Below are 15,526 nucleotides of genomic sequence, written 5' to 3'. Positions count from 1 at the left end.
AAAAAGTAGGGTGATTTATTGCATTATATAAAGAATTTTCAAGCAATTAGGGGCATCTGATAGTGTATATTTTAAATTATAATTATAAATATTTATTTTTGTGTATATTTGATAAATACCATCGGGTTAGTGAGGTTAAAAGTTTCTTACGCTGAAGTTACGATTGTAATTTTTCTCCGCTTAACCGGTTGTATACTTTTTCTCAATGAGTGAATTTAGCATAGCATTTTAGCAGAATACCATACATAGCTCATACTTACGGAAGGAAAAATTATGAAGATCAAAAAAATAGCTTTGAATGCCTCCTTAATGCTGACGCTGATCTTATCAGCAAATCAGCTTCTTTTTGCTCAGGATTATGTTTTTCAGGTTTTGGCATTGGATGGTGAAGCCCTCTATATGAAGGGCGAACAATGGCAGGCCGTAGAGTTGGGACAGTCATTGATGGCTAATGATGTGATAAAGATGGAGGGAAATGCCTATTTAGGCTTAGCTCATCGGAATGGGGAGACCCTTTCTCTCAGAAAAGAAGGTACCTATGAAATAAATCATCTTAGCAGTAAGGTAGGGGATAGAGAAAGAGATGTCGCCAGTAAATATGCTAATTTGTACGTGAAAAGCCTGAAAAATGCCACTAACAAGACCGTCACTGCCTCAACAGAAAGAGGAATGGACCAAAACCGGGTGAAAATTCTCCTTCCTAACTCGGTAGATGTCTTTAACGATGAGGTGATTCTGCGCTGGAAAAATATGGCTTCTATCGGTGAAAAGTATGAGGTAAAACTAAAAAATATGTTCAATGAAGTTATTGCGGTAAAAGAAGTACAGGATACCAAAACAGTTTTGGACTTCAGAGATGAAAAAATTGCCAAGGAGCGTATGATCATTGTTTCTGTGAATAGTACTGAGTTCAAAGATCAGCAGTCTAATGATTATGGTATGAAACATCTTACTCCTGAAGAAGCAGCACCTATTGCTCAGGAGCTAAGAGAACTTAAACTTGAAATCACCGATGAGCAATCAGCACTGGATAAATTGATTCTGGCATCCTTTTATGAGCAAAATAACTTGTTGGCTGACGCTTTGACCAATTATGAGTATGCTATTTCTTTGGCTCCCGAAGTGGAGGCTTTTCGTGTAGCGTATGACCAGTTTATTTTCAGGAATGGATTAGCCAATTAGCTGACCAATTATCACTCAGGCCGTAAATATCACTAGCCGCTTATTAGAAGCGGCTTTTTTTATTTTATATGTTTTGATTCGTCCATATCCTATAGTCCCTCAAAAATACATATGTTGAGGTAGTTTATGAAAATGTAGTCAATCGGAGCCTGGAATTGTACCGATTTGCAGATCAATTACGGGTTTTTTCTGTTAGTAATCATAAATTGCAGCAATTCAATAAGAAGAACTGATTCGCAGAATAATTTATGATTGAAAAATTAGAAGAGCTAGACCGTCAACTGTTCATATATCTCAATAGCCTGAACGCTGAGTGGCTGGATATTTTAATGTACTGGATTACCTACAAATTTACCTGGTATCCATTGTATATATTGCTTATCGTTTTGGTAGTTATCAAATTTAAATGGAAAGGGGCATTAATCATGCTGGTTGTGCTTATCTCCGTAGGACTGGCAGATCAATTAACCTCAGGCTTCATGAAACCTTACTTTGGAAGGCTTAGGCCTTGTCATGAGCCGGAAATCAGTTCTCTTATCAATGTAGTAACGGGATGTGGAGGAAGGTTTGGTTTTGCGTCCTCCCATGCTTCTACCACTTTTGCACTCGCTACTTCTTTATGGCTTTTATTAAAAGACTGGTCGCGCTGGTTTGTTTGGGGGTTCCTGTGGGCTGCTATCGTAGCCTACAGTCGTGTGTATGTGGGCGTACATTATCCAAGTGATATTTTTGTAGGTGCACTGGGAGGTATGGCGGTAGGCTGGATTACTGTTCAACTCTTCCTATGGCTTACAGACCGGTTTCATGGTACACCTATTTCTTCAAAAACATTATTAGAGAAAGAAGAAGAAATGCACTACTGAGGTTTTTGTCGTGCCATAATCTTACTGATATACTTACCGATGATATCAAACTCAAGGTTCACCGAGTCTCCCACTTTGAGCTGATGAAAATTGGTGTGTTCGTAAGTGTAAGGGATGATTGCCACTCTGAAGCTATCGTAAGTAGAATTAAAGCAGGTTAGGCTTACGCCATTAATGGTGATAGAGCCTTTTTCTACCGTCAGATATTCCTGATTTTCTGTCTGGTAAGAAAAGTCAAAAAGCCAGCTACCTTCCTCTTCCTGTATTTGAGTGCACTGCGCTGTCAGGTCTACATGTCCTTGCACTATGTGTCCGTCAAAACGACCATGAGCGGGCATGCATCTTTCCAGATTCACTTTGCTACCTTGAGTAAGTGCTCCAAGATTGCTTCTTTTCAGGGTTTCGTCAATAGCTGTCACCTGATAGGTTTCATCAGTTAATGAAGTCACTGTCAGGCATACTCCATTATGGCATACACTCTGGTCTACCTTGAGTTCAGATGCTAAGTGACTACGAATTTCAAAATGTCGGTTGCTTCCTTCTTCAGTAATGTTTACGATTTCGCCTACGGCTTCTATGATACCTGTGAACATAAAAATAATGCTTAGTAACTGTGGGGTAAACCTAAAGAATATGTCTTATAGTTCGGTATGTAGCAGAAGAAAAATTGCAAGTTTAATGCATAGCCGCCTGTAGGGTTTCTGAAGGTTTGGCTTTCAAAAATTCCAGCAGATCGGCCATTTGTTGATGATTGATCTGTTTTTCCAATCCGGAAGGCATGGCTGAAATTTTCACATCTTTGATCGCCTCAATCTCCTGGCGTTGAATTGTAGTGGTCTGGCCTGCCAGATTAGTAAGCGTAAGCGAGTTCACTGACTCTGCGCTGATAATTCCCGTAAGGGTCCGCTCATTGTTCAGGCTGATTTCCCATAGCTCATACCCGTCAGCAATAGATTTATTAGGCATTAAGATGTCCTCCATGATGGCATTTTTACTACGATTCCTGAGCGTAGATAAGTCCGGACCTATACTTACCCCCAACTGACCTGCAAAAGTATGGCAGCGCGCGCAGTTATTCGTATAGACACTAAGGCCATATTGCGCATTACCTTCCAGAGCCAAAGCGGGCTGGTACAAAGACACTACCTCGGCCTCATTAGGCTTTGAGTCTGCAAGCAGCATACGGGCCTTATTTCTCACTGTTTCATCATCATGATTCATGAGTTCAACGCTGCGTCTCCAACCTATGGTTGAGGGATCTACCTGCTTGTTTGCTACAGCGTCCAATAGTAAAAGCATGCGCTCCTGACTTGTTCCGAAGATATTTATGGCTTCATCTCTAAGTTCGGGCGTCAGACTAGTCCATTTTTCCAAAAGCATACTACAGGGAGCTGTTTCTTTACTTTGACTGAAACTCTGAATGGCAGCTTTTTGCACCAAAACAGGTTCTTGAGGTTGAATAAGCGAGGTGAGCTGACTGATATATTTATCCTGACCGCTCATGGCAATAAAGCGTATAGCATCAGTACGCCATGCCGGGTCTGCATTTTGGGCAGTAAGTGCTTGGGAGGCTCTTTCCAAAGCAGGAGTCATAATTTGAGGACTTTCAGTTGTTCCCAAAGTAGTAAGGAGATGTAAACTTGCTCTGCGCAGCTCCTCCGGGGTTTGTGGAGAAATCAATGTCAATAGGCGCCTTTGATATTCACCTTGAGAAGGTAAGGCATTTGTTTTGGTACTTAGTCCGTCAGCCAATCCTTCCAGGGCAGCAGCCTGCCACCAAACATTATTTTCATTAAGCTTAGTGCTTGTAATAATCAGATCATTAATAGCTTGCTGATTCCCTGAATTAGCAATGGAGGCAGCGAGTTTTTTAAAGAAAGGTGCTGCTTCATATTGGTCTTTATTTCCGAGTTGAGCTATTGCCAAACTGAGCCATTCTTCTTCTGAACCATTGGCTGAAGACAATGCTGCGTACTGTACCCACTCATCGTTAATATCTTTTTCTAATAACTGCCATACAATTTCTCTGGCTTGTTTCTCTTCTATTGCTCCCAGGCTACATATGAGTTGAAACCGTACTTTCGCATCCTCATCACCGGCTAATTTGTACAGACCTGACTTTACCGCAGGCCATTGATCAGTGTATCTTTCAGCAATCTTGATGGCATTTTCCCGTACTCCTGCTTTTTTATCTTTTAGTGCAGCCAGTAAGATTTCTTCCTGCATGATATCCAAACCTTCCAAAGTCCAGAGGGCATGGAGTCTGCCTACCGCTGACGTATCCTGTAGTACCATTTCTTTCAGAGCATTCTCAGCTTCGGTAGCTTTTCTATCCAGAAGTAAACGCTGTGCATGACGCCTCCACCAAAGGTTGGGGTACGATAACTTAGTCACCAGGCTTTTATTGTCCTCATCTCCGAGGTGAATGGTATTCAAAAAATCAATGGCAGCCGCATCTTCCGGTACTATGCGGTAAATCCTGCCCATGTCAGTACCTTCATAGAGTTGCCCTGAATTGTTTACTTCTTCAGACATCCACTCCGGATGTTCAATAATTTTGCGGTAGTAGTCAATCAGATAAAGTGCCCCATCTGGTCCCTGGTAGAAGTTGACGGGACGAAACCAGCTATCGGTGGAAGCAAGAAACTCAGCGTTTTCCAACAGGCGGTCCGCTCTGAAGGTAGCTCCTTTGTCAGTGATGACATCGGCATGTACCAGATTATGAACCGGCTCAGCTACGAAAGTGACCTGCCTAAACTCTTCAGGAAAAAGATCGCCCTGATACCAGTTCACCCCACAGGCAGAAGTAATGGTGCCTACATCCGTTAGCAGTTGATGTTCGGGGTTTTTAGTAATAGGAAATACTTCCACTCCTCTGCCATAAGAGGGAAGATAAGCCGTAGCATCAGGAATAGCCAGGTGGGGGTTCCGTTGAATATAAGGAGCAGCAATCACCTCATGGAAAAGGTGAGTGGCATTGCTGGTGAGTAACTGGTGTCCCCAGCAGTCAAAAGTAATCCCGAACTGAGACTCTCCTGACATAGCTTCCAGTTCATAAGTATCCGGGCGGAAGCGTACATTTCTACCATTCGCATTTCGGGGCAACTTTTTGTCCTCACGCTCAGGAAATATGATTTCACTACCTTCATCACCAAACTTGTCATGGAAAAATTTGGTGGAAACGCTGCTTTCATGAGCGAGGTAAATCCAATTATCTAAGCCATAAATGGGTGTATTGAGGTTATGTTGGGGGTTTGAGCGGGCAAAGCCAGTGAGCATTTTCTTTTTAATGTCTGCTTTGCCATCATCATCGCTGTCTTCAAGGTACCATACATCCGGGGCATCAGTAACTAGTACTCCTTTTTTCCAGCGCATGATGCCGGTGGGCAAGATGAGACCTTCGGCAAAGAGTGTACTTTTATCAGGAAGTCCATCATCATCAGTGTCTTCCAGTAACTTTACCTTTCCGGAGCCCTCAGTATCCAGAGGATACCCATGCATTTCCACAACGTACATGCGTCCGTATTCATCTATTTCCATTGCTACCGGGTCGGCTACCAATGGTTCGGAGGCAACTAACTCTATTCTGAAGCCATCCATAATTTCAAAAGTATTGAGTGCGGACTGAGCCTCGGAAGAAAGGGGAGGAGAAGGCTGATTACAGGCAAACAAAAGAAGTAATGCAGAGAAGATAAAGCTATTTTTCATAGGTCAGGCTAAGGTAATGATAGAGCTTTTGAATTTATGGATTTGCCACTAATGAATCAACTTCTGCATAGCTTATTAAGCGAATCAGGCTTTGACCTTTCTTTTATTTTTTTGACTTCAAAGTATTTATGCAGATCAGCTAGTTGATTTTAATAATTGCCACAACAAAGCTGAACTTATACACGTATTAAACAGTTGTTTAAAAAAAATATTTAACTTTAGATATATATTGTAAGCTCAAAATTAAGTATCTTAAGGCATAAGAGCAGCCTTCCTCAGTGGCCTTAAACCTTTTTAATAGCAATAAATTACTGAAAGCGAAGGTTTACAATAGATTTCACTCACTTGATATTAAATGGAAGAGTTAAGCCAGGAAACTGATAATACGGAAAAGAAAATAAGACAGGTAGCAAAGCGAATCTTTACTGAGCGTGGCTACTCAGGAACAAAAATCAGGGACGTAGCTGAAGAAGCAGGAGTAAACATTGCGTTGCTGAACTACTACTTCAGAAGTAAAGAAAGGCTCTATGAGTCTATTTTGAATGAAAATTTTGAAGAGTATGCCTGTGCTATTAGCGAAAGTCTCAACGCCAAAGACTTACCTCTGGAGACGAGGATTCGCCGCTATGTTTCCCAACTCATAGATCAGCTCAAAGAAAACCCGGATTTGCCTTTTTTTATCATGAGTGAATGTCGTAACAATTCTCAGTTTTGTAAGAACATTCTGACCAAAAAATGGAAGCGGTTTGAAGAGTCAGAGTTAGCCAGGCAGCTTAAAGAAGAAGCCCAAAAGGGAAATATCCACCCAATTGATCCCATCATGTTTGAGCATATCATGAATTCGCAGATTGTAATGCCTTTTTTGGGTATGCCCTTTCTGCAACATATTCATGGCTTTCAATCCGATGATTTTGTACAGTTTATGGAAAAACAAAAAGAGATCATTCCTGATCTCATTATGGCGTATCTAAAAAGATCTTAGTTAGAACCCTGGATTTTTTTTGTTTTTTAATTAAACACACGTTTAAAAAAAATATTTAAAACTTTTGGCTAAAACTGAACCTACTCCTATACCCAGCGTTTAAACAAATGTTTAAAAACGAAATTTAAGACATGCAGAAAAAATATTTGATCACCCTACTGCTAATGATAAGCCTTCTGCCTACCTGGGCGCAAACGCCTTATACTCTGGAGGAAGTATTGGATCAGGCATTAGGAAAAAACCTGAACCTGAAAATCAGTGCGCAAGACCAGGAGCTATTTGCTGAGCAGGTACGTGAGGTAAAAAATAACTTTTTACCCAACATTAATTTAAATGCTACCCATCAGTATTATTTTGATATCCCTACCCAGGTAGCTCCGGCTTCTGCCCTGGGGATGAGTGGTGAGGGCAGCAATGCCTACTTGCCCCTTTCATTTGGGTTACCCCATCAGACCAATGTCTCTTTGCAATTGCAGCAGGTAATCTACAATCCGCAATTGCCGGTGGGAATCAAGGCTGCACAGACCGGTCAGCAGATCGCCGATCTGCAACTGCACCAGACCAAAGAAGAAGTGGTTTACAATGTGTCTAATACCTATTATCAGGCACAGTCGGTAGCGCAGCAGATCAATCTGCTGAAGCAGAATGTCGCTTCCATAGACCGCCTGATAGAGGTAACCCAGCTGCTGTACGAGAATGACCTGGCGAAAGCCACTGATGTAGAACGTTTGCAACTGAATCAGGCTAACCTGACCAATCAGCTTGCTAACCTGAAAGTAACTTTCCAGCAATTGCTAAATGGTCTTAAGTTGATGACCAATACCCCTATTACTGAGCCTTTTGCCATAGATACTACCATTAACCTGGACAGTAAAGAGGTATTTATGCTGGAAGACAGCGTGGAGCGTACAGATGTAGCACTTGCACAAAAGCAGCTTGAAGTACAACAATTAGAAGAGAAGCAGATACAGGCGGGCTACTTACCTTCTCTGTATGCCACCGGAGTATACGGACAGACTGGCTTCGGTGAGTTTGACCAGGACTATTATAAAATTTTCCCGATGAGCTATGTAGGACTTCAATTGTCTGTGCCGCTATTTGATGGAATGAGTAAACGCTCCCAACGTGTGCAGAAGCAAATCCAGCAGAGCCAGACCAGAAGTAAAATCGCCTTACTGGAACAGCAGGTGCAAAATGAAATCGCCAATGCCGCCGCCAGTCTGCAAACACAGCAGCAGGCAGTAGAAATACAGCAGCGTGCGCTCAAACTGGCGGAGAAAGTCTATCAGAATGTACAATTACAATACAAAGAAGGAGTGACCGGCGTAAGCGAGGTGATTGACTCTGAAAATGAGCTAAGACAAACACAAACCGATTATCTGACTGCCTGGGTAAAACTACAGCTGGCAGCACTGGAGATGAAACATGCCACCGGTAACCTTATAGAATAAGAATAAATCAAGTAAGCAATCAAAAAAGAAATATTCATCATATGAAAACCAATACCAATAAAAAAGTATGGAGAGCCTTGGTGGCAGTAGTGCTGTTGGTTTCTCTGGGAGCCTGGACCTACAATACTTTAATGGAAAACAAAGAGAAAGTAGAAGGCCGGGTATACGAAAGAGATTTTACCCGCAGTACGCCAGTGCAGGTGAGCAGTGTGAAGAAAAAGAATTTGTCACAAAGCAAACGCTTGCTGGGTACTTTTGAACCCAATCGTGAGCTGGATATCAAAGTACAGGCCCAGGGAGAAGTGATCAGAGAAGCAATCAGTGAAGGGCAGATGGTTAGTGGTGGAGCACTGATTGCTAAGGTGGATGATGACCAACTCCGCTATCAGTTGATCGCTGCTGAAGCAGATATGGAAGATGCCAGGAGAGCAGTAGACCGGTATAAAAACCTCACTGATAATGATGCTGTAGCCAAAGTCCAGTTGGACAATGCCCAGCTCAGACTCGCCAGTGCTGAAAGCCGCGTCAAAGTACTTCAGAAGCAAATTGCGCAGACAAGTGTTACCGCTCCCTTTGGCGGAGTGATTACCGATAAAATGTTTGAAAAAGGTACGGTAGTAGCTCCTGGTATGCCCCTTGCCCATCTGGTGGAGATTTCTACACTCAAACTTATTGTACAGGTACCGGAAGAAGACCTGCTGTCATTTGAAAAAGGACAACAGATCATCGTGCATGCCGATGTACATCCCGAAGCTGAATACCAGGGGGTAGTAAGCATGGTGGGGGCGCAGGGAGACAAGTCACATAATTTTCCTGTACACATCAGTGTAAAAAATAATGAGGAGTATCCGCTAAGGGCAGGAATGTATGGCACAATTCAGTTTGACCATTCTGCTAATGTTGAAACCTTGGTGATACCTCGTGAGGCGCTGGTAGGTTCTACCCGCGACGCCAATGTGTACAAAGTAGAAGGTGAGAAAGCTTATTTGCAAGCGGTAGTGCTGGGAGCCACTTCAGGAGATGAACTGGAAGTGATTTCAGGCCTGGAGGCTGGTGATCAGGTGGTTGTCAATGGACAGATTAATCTAACAGATGGGACTGAGATTAGCATCCGCTAAGCCTCAAGTTCACTAAAGTATAGCAGCATATGAGTATTTCAGAAATATCAGTAAAGCGCCCTAGCCTGATCATCGTGATGTTTATGGTAACGGTGCTGGCAGGAATCCTGGCTTTCCCCCAGATAGGTTATCAACTGATTCCCGATATCTCGGCACCTACGATCACCATCACCACCATATATCCTGGTGCTTCACCCAGTGAAGTGGAGAATAGTGTAACCCGTGAGATAGAAGATGCGGTAGCAGACCTGGAGAGCATAGATGACATTACTTCAAAATCGCTGGAAAGTGCTTCTTTGATCATTGTGAATTTCAAAGCAGGAACAGACATTGACCAGCGCGTAGAAGAAGCGCAACGGAGTATCAATAAGGTACTGAGTAATTTGCCGGAAGATGCGGAAGCGCCTTCTATCTCCAAAGTGTCGCCCAGCGATCTGCCGATCATGCAGCTCAGTGCGACCTCTTCGCTCAATGGTAAAGTCTTCTACAATGAAATGGAAGACCAGATTGTACCGCAGTTACAACAGATTGAAGGCGTAGCCGCAGTAAATATACTGGGAGGAGAGGAGCGCGAAATCAAGGTAGCGGTAGACCCCGGAAAACTGGAGTACTACGGTGTATCCTTACTTCAGGTGAGTCAGGCTATCAATCAGGCCAATATGGAGTTTCCTACCGGAAGTGTAAAAAATGAAGGGGAAGAAATTACAGTTCGTCTGGCCGGTAAGTTTACGGATCTGGACCAGGTGAGTAATCTGATTATCGCGACCCCGGCATCCGGTAGCCCGATCAGGGTAAGAGATGTTGCCGAAGTCACTGACGGTACCAAAGATACAGAAAGTATTGCCCGTCTGAATGGCAAAAATGCGATTGCGTTACGAGTTCAAAAGCAGAAAGATGCTAACACGGTAGATGTGAGTGAGGCCGTGCAAGCGCAACTGGCTCAGTTGGAAGCACAGTATGCAGGAGAAAATCTTGAATTTACGATTGCTCAGAATGAGGCAGATTTCACCCTGGAAGCTGTAGAAGCGGTATTGCACGATTTGGTCATTGCCATTATTCTGGTGGCGGTGGTGATGCTTTTCTTCCTGCACAGCTTTAGAAATGCCCTCATCGTCATGGTAGCGATTCCGGTATCGTTGATTTCAACCGTAGCTTTTATGTACCTGATGGGCTATACCTTCAACCTGATGACCCTGCTCGCCATGTCTCTGGTGATTGGTATTCTGGTAGATGACTCTATTGTGGTGCTTGAAAATATTTACCGTCACATGGAGATGGGCAAGAAACCCTGGAATGCGGTGCTTGATGGTACCAAAGAGATTGGGCTTACCGCATTGTCCATCACATTGGTGATTGTGATTGTGTTTATCCCGGTGACCATGGTAGAGTCGCTCATTGCCGATATTTTCCGTCAGTTTTCATGGACAGTGGCAATTGCTACGCTCTTCAGTTTGCTAGTATCTTTTACCCTGATTCCCTGGCTGATGTCACGCTTTTCCAAGTTGTCACATCTCAACCCTAAAAATCCTCTGCAATGGGTATTGGTACAGTTTGAAAAAGGGCTGACCAACCTCAATAATTTTTATGAGCAGAGCCTGAAGTGGACGCTCAGCCGCAAGTGGATAGTAGCTGCTGTGGTAGTATTACTCTTTGTATTTACCGGATGGGTAGGAAGTCTGGGAATCATCGGGCAGGAACAGTTCTCTTCCGGAGACAAAGGGGAGTTTATGCTGACGCTGGAGTATAATAAAAGCACCTCCCTGCGAAGTAATAACCTAAATACCTATGAGATTGAACAATGGCTGCTCAACAAAGAAGAGGTAATTTCTGTACTGGCCAACGTAGGTGGGCCCAGTGTAGGAGTAGGAAGTACCGGACTTGGTGACCCTTATGTGTCTGAGCTGACCGTAAAGCTGGTGGATAAAGAAGACCGTGCGCTCAGTACTGAGCAGTACATGATCGCTGTGATGGAAGATGTGAGAGAACAGTTTAGCGGAGTAGAAGTAGGTGCGGCGGTATCCGGTATGGTAGCCTCGGGCAGAGCACCTATAGAGCTTACGCTGAGCGGGGCTGATTACGAAAAACTGGTAGAGAGCGGGCAAAAGCTCAAAACCCTGATTGAACGCACACCCGGTGCCAATGATGTAAATGTGTCAGTAGATGCCGGAAAGCCCGAAGTAGCGGTACAGATTGACCGTGATAAAATGGCAGAGCTGGGACTGAATATTGCTACGGTAGGGGCTACACTACAAAATGCCTTCAGTGGTAATGATGATAGTGAGTACCGGGATGGGGATTATGAATATGATATCCGCATACAGTTGGATGAGTTCAACCGGCAGAACCCTGAAGATGTTAAAAACATCCTGTTTGTAAATAACAGTGGCAATACGGTAAAACTCTCTCAGTTTGCTTCTGTGAGTCAGGCAACCGGGCCATCAGTGCTGGAGCGTAAAGATCGCCGTCCTTCTGTTACGGTTACCTCATTTGCATTAGGCGTACCTTCCGGTACGTTATCGCAGGATATTGAAGCACAAATGCTTCAGGCTGATTTTATGGATGGGATTGATTATGTGTGGGGAGGAGATATTAAGCAGCAAAAAGAAAGCTTTGGTGCATTAGGAGCAGCTTTTGGTATTTCACTGATTCTGATCTACCTCATCCTGGTAGCGCTATACGATAACTTTATCTATCCTTTTGTGGTGCTGTTCTCCATTCCGGTAGCACTGATCGGTTCATTCCTGGCCCTGGCACTTTCTATGTCTACCATGAGTGTATTTGCCATTCTGGGTGTGATCATGTTACTCGGTCTGGTAGCCAAAAACGCAATTCTGATTGTTGACTTTACCGGGCAGCTGAAAGCAGAAGGCTTGCCTACCCGTGAGGCAGTGATCAGAGCCGGCAAAGAGCGTCTGCGTCCTATCCTGATGACTACCCTGGCGATGGTCATCGGTATGTTGCCTATCGCCCTGGCAGATGGTGCTGGTGCTGAGTGGAAAAATGCGATGGCCTGGGTGATCATTGGCGGTTTGGTTTCTTCTCTGGTGCTCACAATCTACGTAGTACCTGTTGCCTACGATTTTGTGGATTGGGTGAAAGAAAAAACCAGTGGTTTTGCTCAGAAAAAGGGGGGGCAAAGAAAAAAACTAGAAAAAGTTTAACAAAAATGGAAGTTAAGGGTAACGTACATCTGCGTTACCCGTATTCTAGAATGGTTAATTTATGTGATTATGACTGATGTATACCAAATAAAAGCAGAGATCGCTATGCAGTATGAGCATGGCTGGATGATCGCCCAGGAAAACTTTAACCGTTATCTGTATGAGCATGGCGGACATGAAAAGCTGGGAAAAAGAGTAAGAAGAAGTTTTTCTTCTACCCATGTAAATAAATGATTTTGTAAGTAGTTAAGTGATCCGATTGAAAAAACGGATGTCTATAGAAAGAGCTTCGGCTCTTTCTTTTCGTTTATATGCCCTCCTTACAAGAATTCTTACTGTTATGACGGACACCGCATTAAAAAAAGAATCTATCCTCATGAGTACCCTGAAGCTGATCAAGCAAAAAGGGGTTATTCATACCACCATGGATATGGTTGCCGCTCAGGCAGGAGTATCTAAAAAGACGCTTTATACTTTCTTTCCCAATAAAAAGATATTGCTTGATGAGTCATTAGAGCTGGAAGGTGTCCTTTTCAGGCAGGAGCTTAATAAACTCAAGCATAACAAAATGTCTCTGACTGACTATTGGTGTAGGACATTGCATATCATAAGTAGCCGCTTAGCTGAATATTCTCCACAATTGATGGGGGAATTTACTGATTATTTTCCTCTGAAGCATTGGGCGGATGAACAAAAAATACTGGTGCTGAACCTAATATTAAAGGACACGGCTAATCTGGCAATCCGGCAAAAAGTGGAGATACTTTTTCGCTCATTTTTAGCGCTGATAGGAAGAAGCATAATCCAAAAAGAGTTTTACTTTGATCAGGAAACACTGAAGGAAAAGGTGATTCCTTTTTATTGTCAGGGAATAGAGTAAACTACTGCTGCCAAACTCATGGTAATGTCCTCTTACTTCATTTTTTTTCCTCTCTACAAGTGAGTAACAAGTACAGTTGAAAACAATCCGCCAAAGATACTTTGTTATATGTTAAAAGAACATTTCAAAGTAAATGACATCTGTACTGACATTAATCATCATTATCTCCATTTCAATATTGGTGACGCGCTTTGCCACCATGTCCTTAATACATACCGGGCTTTCCAAGCAGACTGCCCAGTTTCAGGCACGATCTGCCTTTACCGGCGTGGGGTATACTACCCGGGAGTCAGAGCGATTAGTAGCACACCCTGTTCGTCGCCGTATCATTATGGTGCTGATGTTACTCGGCAACGTAGGGATTGTCTCAGTGCTGGCTACCCTGGTACTGACCTTTGTAGACAATCAGGCAGGGGCTACTGAATGGGTACAAAAAATGGCTGCACTCATTGGAGGTTTGGCGATAATCTGGGGACTTTCCAAAAGTAAATGGGTAGATAGAGGCTTATCCCGACTAATTAACCATTTACTGAACAAGTACACAGACATCAAGGTGAGAGATTATGCCGGTATACTGCACCTTTCCGGAGAGTACGAAATCACTGAAATGCTGGTAGATGTAAACCACTGGATGAGTAGTAAAACATTAAGACAACTCAACCTCCGGCAGGAGGGCTTAAACCTGATAGGAGTTGAACGGGAAGACGGCACCTATATAGGGCTACCTAATGGAGATACTATCATCAAAGAAGGAGATACACTGATCATGTATGGTCGGGAGTCTGCGCTTAAGCTGCTGAGCCAACGAAAAAGAGGTTATGCAGGAGCTAAAAACAGGGAAAAGGCAATTGCAGAAAATAAAATGGCCGAAAGACAGGAAGCTAAGGCTGAGCAGAAAAAAGAGATGCTTCCCAAAGATTAATTTTTTTCAACTAAACATAATAATCATGGAGATTCAAGCAAATAAAGCATACAGCATATCAATTAAAACTTATCTGGCAGCGGGAGGAGTGGCTGCCCTGATAGCTATCATTCTTAATAATATTTATCATTTATCCTATTCTGCCATCACTGGTGTTAAGGTAGAGACAGTGATCAATATACTTACGGTAAGTGTAGCTACCCTAATTCCTTTATTACTGGCATCACTGGTGTATTATGCGCTGGATAAGAATACCAATAAAGGCACTACTATATTTATTGTACTGGCAATTTTTCTAACTATTGTCAGCATGGGAACTATGGCAGTACCGGTCTTTCCTGACAGAGATGCTGTGCCCGATGGATTTTATGGTTTAAGCTTACCTATGCACTTTATAGCCGGAGGCGTTGCTGCGGCAGTTATTCCTGCTTATGTGGCCTACAAAGAAAAGCAAGCGCAGGCTAAAGAGCATGAGCATGCTTAATGCAACTGATCAGTAAGGTCGCTGAGGGGAGAATTGAAAGATTCCCCAAAAATTTCAAAGTGCACTTTATCGCCTATCTCCTCAACGACCCCTGATTTTTCAATTGTTTCCTGATAAGTTTTATAACACATAAGTGCTTGCTTAAACTTTTTCACAGCTTCGTCGGATAACTTGACAATGCAGTCTATTTCTTCTTCAGAAGAGTTTTTCAAACGAAAACCATCCGGTTTTTTAAATTGTGGATCACCATTGTCAGGTATGGTAAAAAAAGCCAGGCGTTTGAGATAATCAGCCCCTTCATCTTTCGTTTGCAGGTATACACGTTTTGCTACGGCGTGCATCACCAGGTGATCATGAAAACCGCTGATGCCATGTACCGGATAGCTCACCAGAATATCGGGCTGTATTTTCCTGATATGAGTTTCTACCACAGTCTCTACTTCCCTGGGGTCTATTTCTTTCAGCTGGTTATCAGGAAGATTGAGTACGGTCATACTACTCAAACCCAGTGTTTTTTCCACTTCCAGCATCTCTCTGTAGCGAATTTCTCCCATTTCTTCCAGACTAACACCCAGCTTATGTCTTTGCCTGGTAGCTTCACCTCGTGTAAGCGTCAGCAAATGCACCTCATGGCCCTGCTGAAGCTGCGTGTACATAGCGCCTGCCGGACCAAAAGATTCATCGTCGGGATGAGGAAAAACGTAGAGAAATTTCATAGGTAGGTTAAAAGTTTAAGGTTAAAAGTAAAAGGGCAGTGTTACCGTATTCGTCCTTA

At 43.1% G+C, this 15,526-nt stretch carries 13 protein-coding genes; 10 read left to right on the top strand and 3 right to left on the bottom strand.

Translation table 11 applies throughout. The features are described 5' to 3' along the window. Positions 1 to 273: 273 nt before the first annotated feature. Together WJR50_RS21210 and WJR50_RS21205 are read left to right on the top strand one after the other, a co-directional pair. Complete coding sequence (locus tag WJR50_RS21210; protein WP_341295328.1) at positions 274 to 1,182, top strand: FecR family protein; 909 nt, start codon at positions 274 to 276, stop codon at positions 1,180 to 1,182. A gap of 248 nt (positions 1,183 to 1,430) precedes the next feature. Beyond that, positions 1,431 to 2,045 (top strand): phosphatase PAP2 family protein, encoded by a 615-nt coding sequence (locus WJR50_RS21205; RefSeq protein WP_341295327.1) that lies wholly within the window; start codon positions 1,431 to 1,433, stop codon positions 2,043 to 2,045. Here WJR50_RS21205 and WJR50_RS21200 read toward each other — a convergent pair. Then, on the bottom strand, positions 2,039 to 2,638 hold the full coding sequence (locus WJR50_RS21200; protein WP_341295326.1) for a riboflavin synthase: 600 nt from the start codon (positions 2,636 to 2,638) through the stop codon (positions 2,039 to 2,041). The two genes, WJR50_RS21205 and WJR50_RS21200, sit on opposite strands and share 7 nt — an antisense overlap. An 82-nt stretch (positions 2,639 to 2,720) precedes the next feature. Continuing rightward, the gene (locus WJR50_RS21195; RefSeq protein ID WP_341295325.1) at positions 2,721 to 5,753 is read right to left on the bottom strand and encodes a PVC-type heme-binding CxxCH protein; all 3,033 of its coding nucleotides are present in this window, start codon (positions 5,751 to 5,753) and stop codon (positions 2,721 to 2,723) included. Between the two features lie 355 nt (positions 5,754 to 6,108). On the opposite strand from WJR50_RS21195, the gene WJR50_RS21190 reads away from it, so the two are divergent. The 8 genes from WJR50_RS21190 to WJR50_RS21155 all read left to right on the top strand — a co-directional run bounded on the left by WJR50_RS21190 (position 6,109) and on the right by WJR50_RS21155 (position 14,751). Then, on the top strand, positions 6,109 to 6,735 hold the full coding sequence (locus tag WJR50_RS21190) for a TetR/AcrR family transcriptional regulator (RefSeq protein ID WP_341295324.1): 627 nt from the start codon (positions 6,109 to 6,111) through the stop codon (positions 6,733 to 6,735). A 131-nt stretch (positions 6,736 to 6,866) separates the two neighbouring features. Next, positions 6,867 to 8,186: a TolC family protein gene (locus WJR50_RS21185; RefSeq protein ID WP_341295323.1), complete on the top strand. Its 1,320-nt coding sequence runs from the start codon at positions 6,867 to 6,869 to the stop codon at positions 8,184 to 8,186. A 41-nt stretch (positions 8,187 to 8,227) separates the two neighbouring features. Beyond that, on the top strand, positions 8,228 to 9,304 hold the full coding sequence (locus tag WJR50_RS21180; RefSeq protein WP_341295322.1) for an efflux RND transporter periplasmic adaptor subunit: 1,077 nt from the start codon (positions 8,228 to 8,230) through the stop codon (positions 9,302 to 9,304). Positions 9,305 to 9,333: 29 nt separating this feature from the next. Continuing rightward, the gene (locus tag WJR50_RS21175; RefSeq protein WP_341295321.1) at positions 9,334 to 12,465 is read left to right on the top strand and encodes an efflux RND transporter permease subunit; all 3,132 of its coding nucleotides are present in this window, start codon (positions 9,334 to 9,336) and stop codon (positions 12,463 to 12,465) included. Positions 12,466 to 12,534: 69 nt separating this feature from the next. Further along, positions 12,535 to 12,699, top strand: coding sequence for a hypothetical protein (locus WJR50_RS21170; protein WP_341295320.1), 165 nt, complete (start codon positions 12,535 to 12,537; stop codon positions 12,697 to 12,699). Positions 12,700 to 12,841: 142 nt separating this feature from the next. Continuing rightward, positions 12,842 to 13,345, top strand: a complete 504-nt coding sequence (locus WJR50_RS21165) for a TetR/AcrR family transcriptional regulator (RefSeq protein WP_341295319.1) — start codon at positions 12,842 to 12,844, stop codon at positions 13,343 to 13,345. 133 nt (positions 13,346 to 13,478) lie between these two features. Next, positions 13,479 to 14,267 carry a TrkA C-terminal domain-containing protein gene (locus tag WJR50_RS21160; RefSeq protein WP_341295318.1) on the top strand — a complete coding sequence of 263 codons (789 nt, stop codon included), beginning with the start codon at positions 13,479 to 13,481 and terminating at the stop codon, positions 14,265 to 14,267. A 25-nt stretch (positions 14,268 to 14,292) separates the two neighbouring features. Next, a complete protein-coding gene (locus tag WJR50_RS21155; protein ID WP_341295317.1) occupies positions 14,293 to 14,751 on the top strand; it encodes a hypothetical protein in 459 nt (152 codons plus the stop codon). On the opposite strand, the gene WJR50_RS21150 is transcribed toward WJR50_RS21155, so the two are convergent. Continuing rightward, the gene (locus WJR50_RS21150; protein WP_341295316.1) at positions 14,748 to 15,467 is read right to left on the bottom strand and encodes a PIG-L deacetylase family protein; all 720 of its coding nucleotides are present in this window, start codon (positions 15,465 to 15,467) and stop codon (positions 14,748 to 14,750) included. The two genes, WJR50_RS21155 and WJR50_RS21150, sit on opposite strands and share 4 nt — an antisense overlap. Positions 15,468 to 15,526: the final 59 nt, after the last annotated feature.

The sequence above is a fragment of the Catalinimonas locisalis genome, from assembly GCF_038039535.1.
GTDB lineage: Bacteria > Bacteroidota > Bacteroidia > Cytophagales > Cyclobacteriaceae > Catalinimonas.
This window is presented reverse-complemented; position numbering and strand designations above follow the sequence as displayed.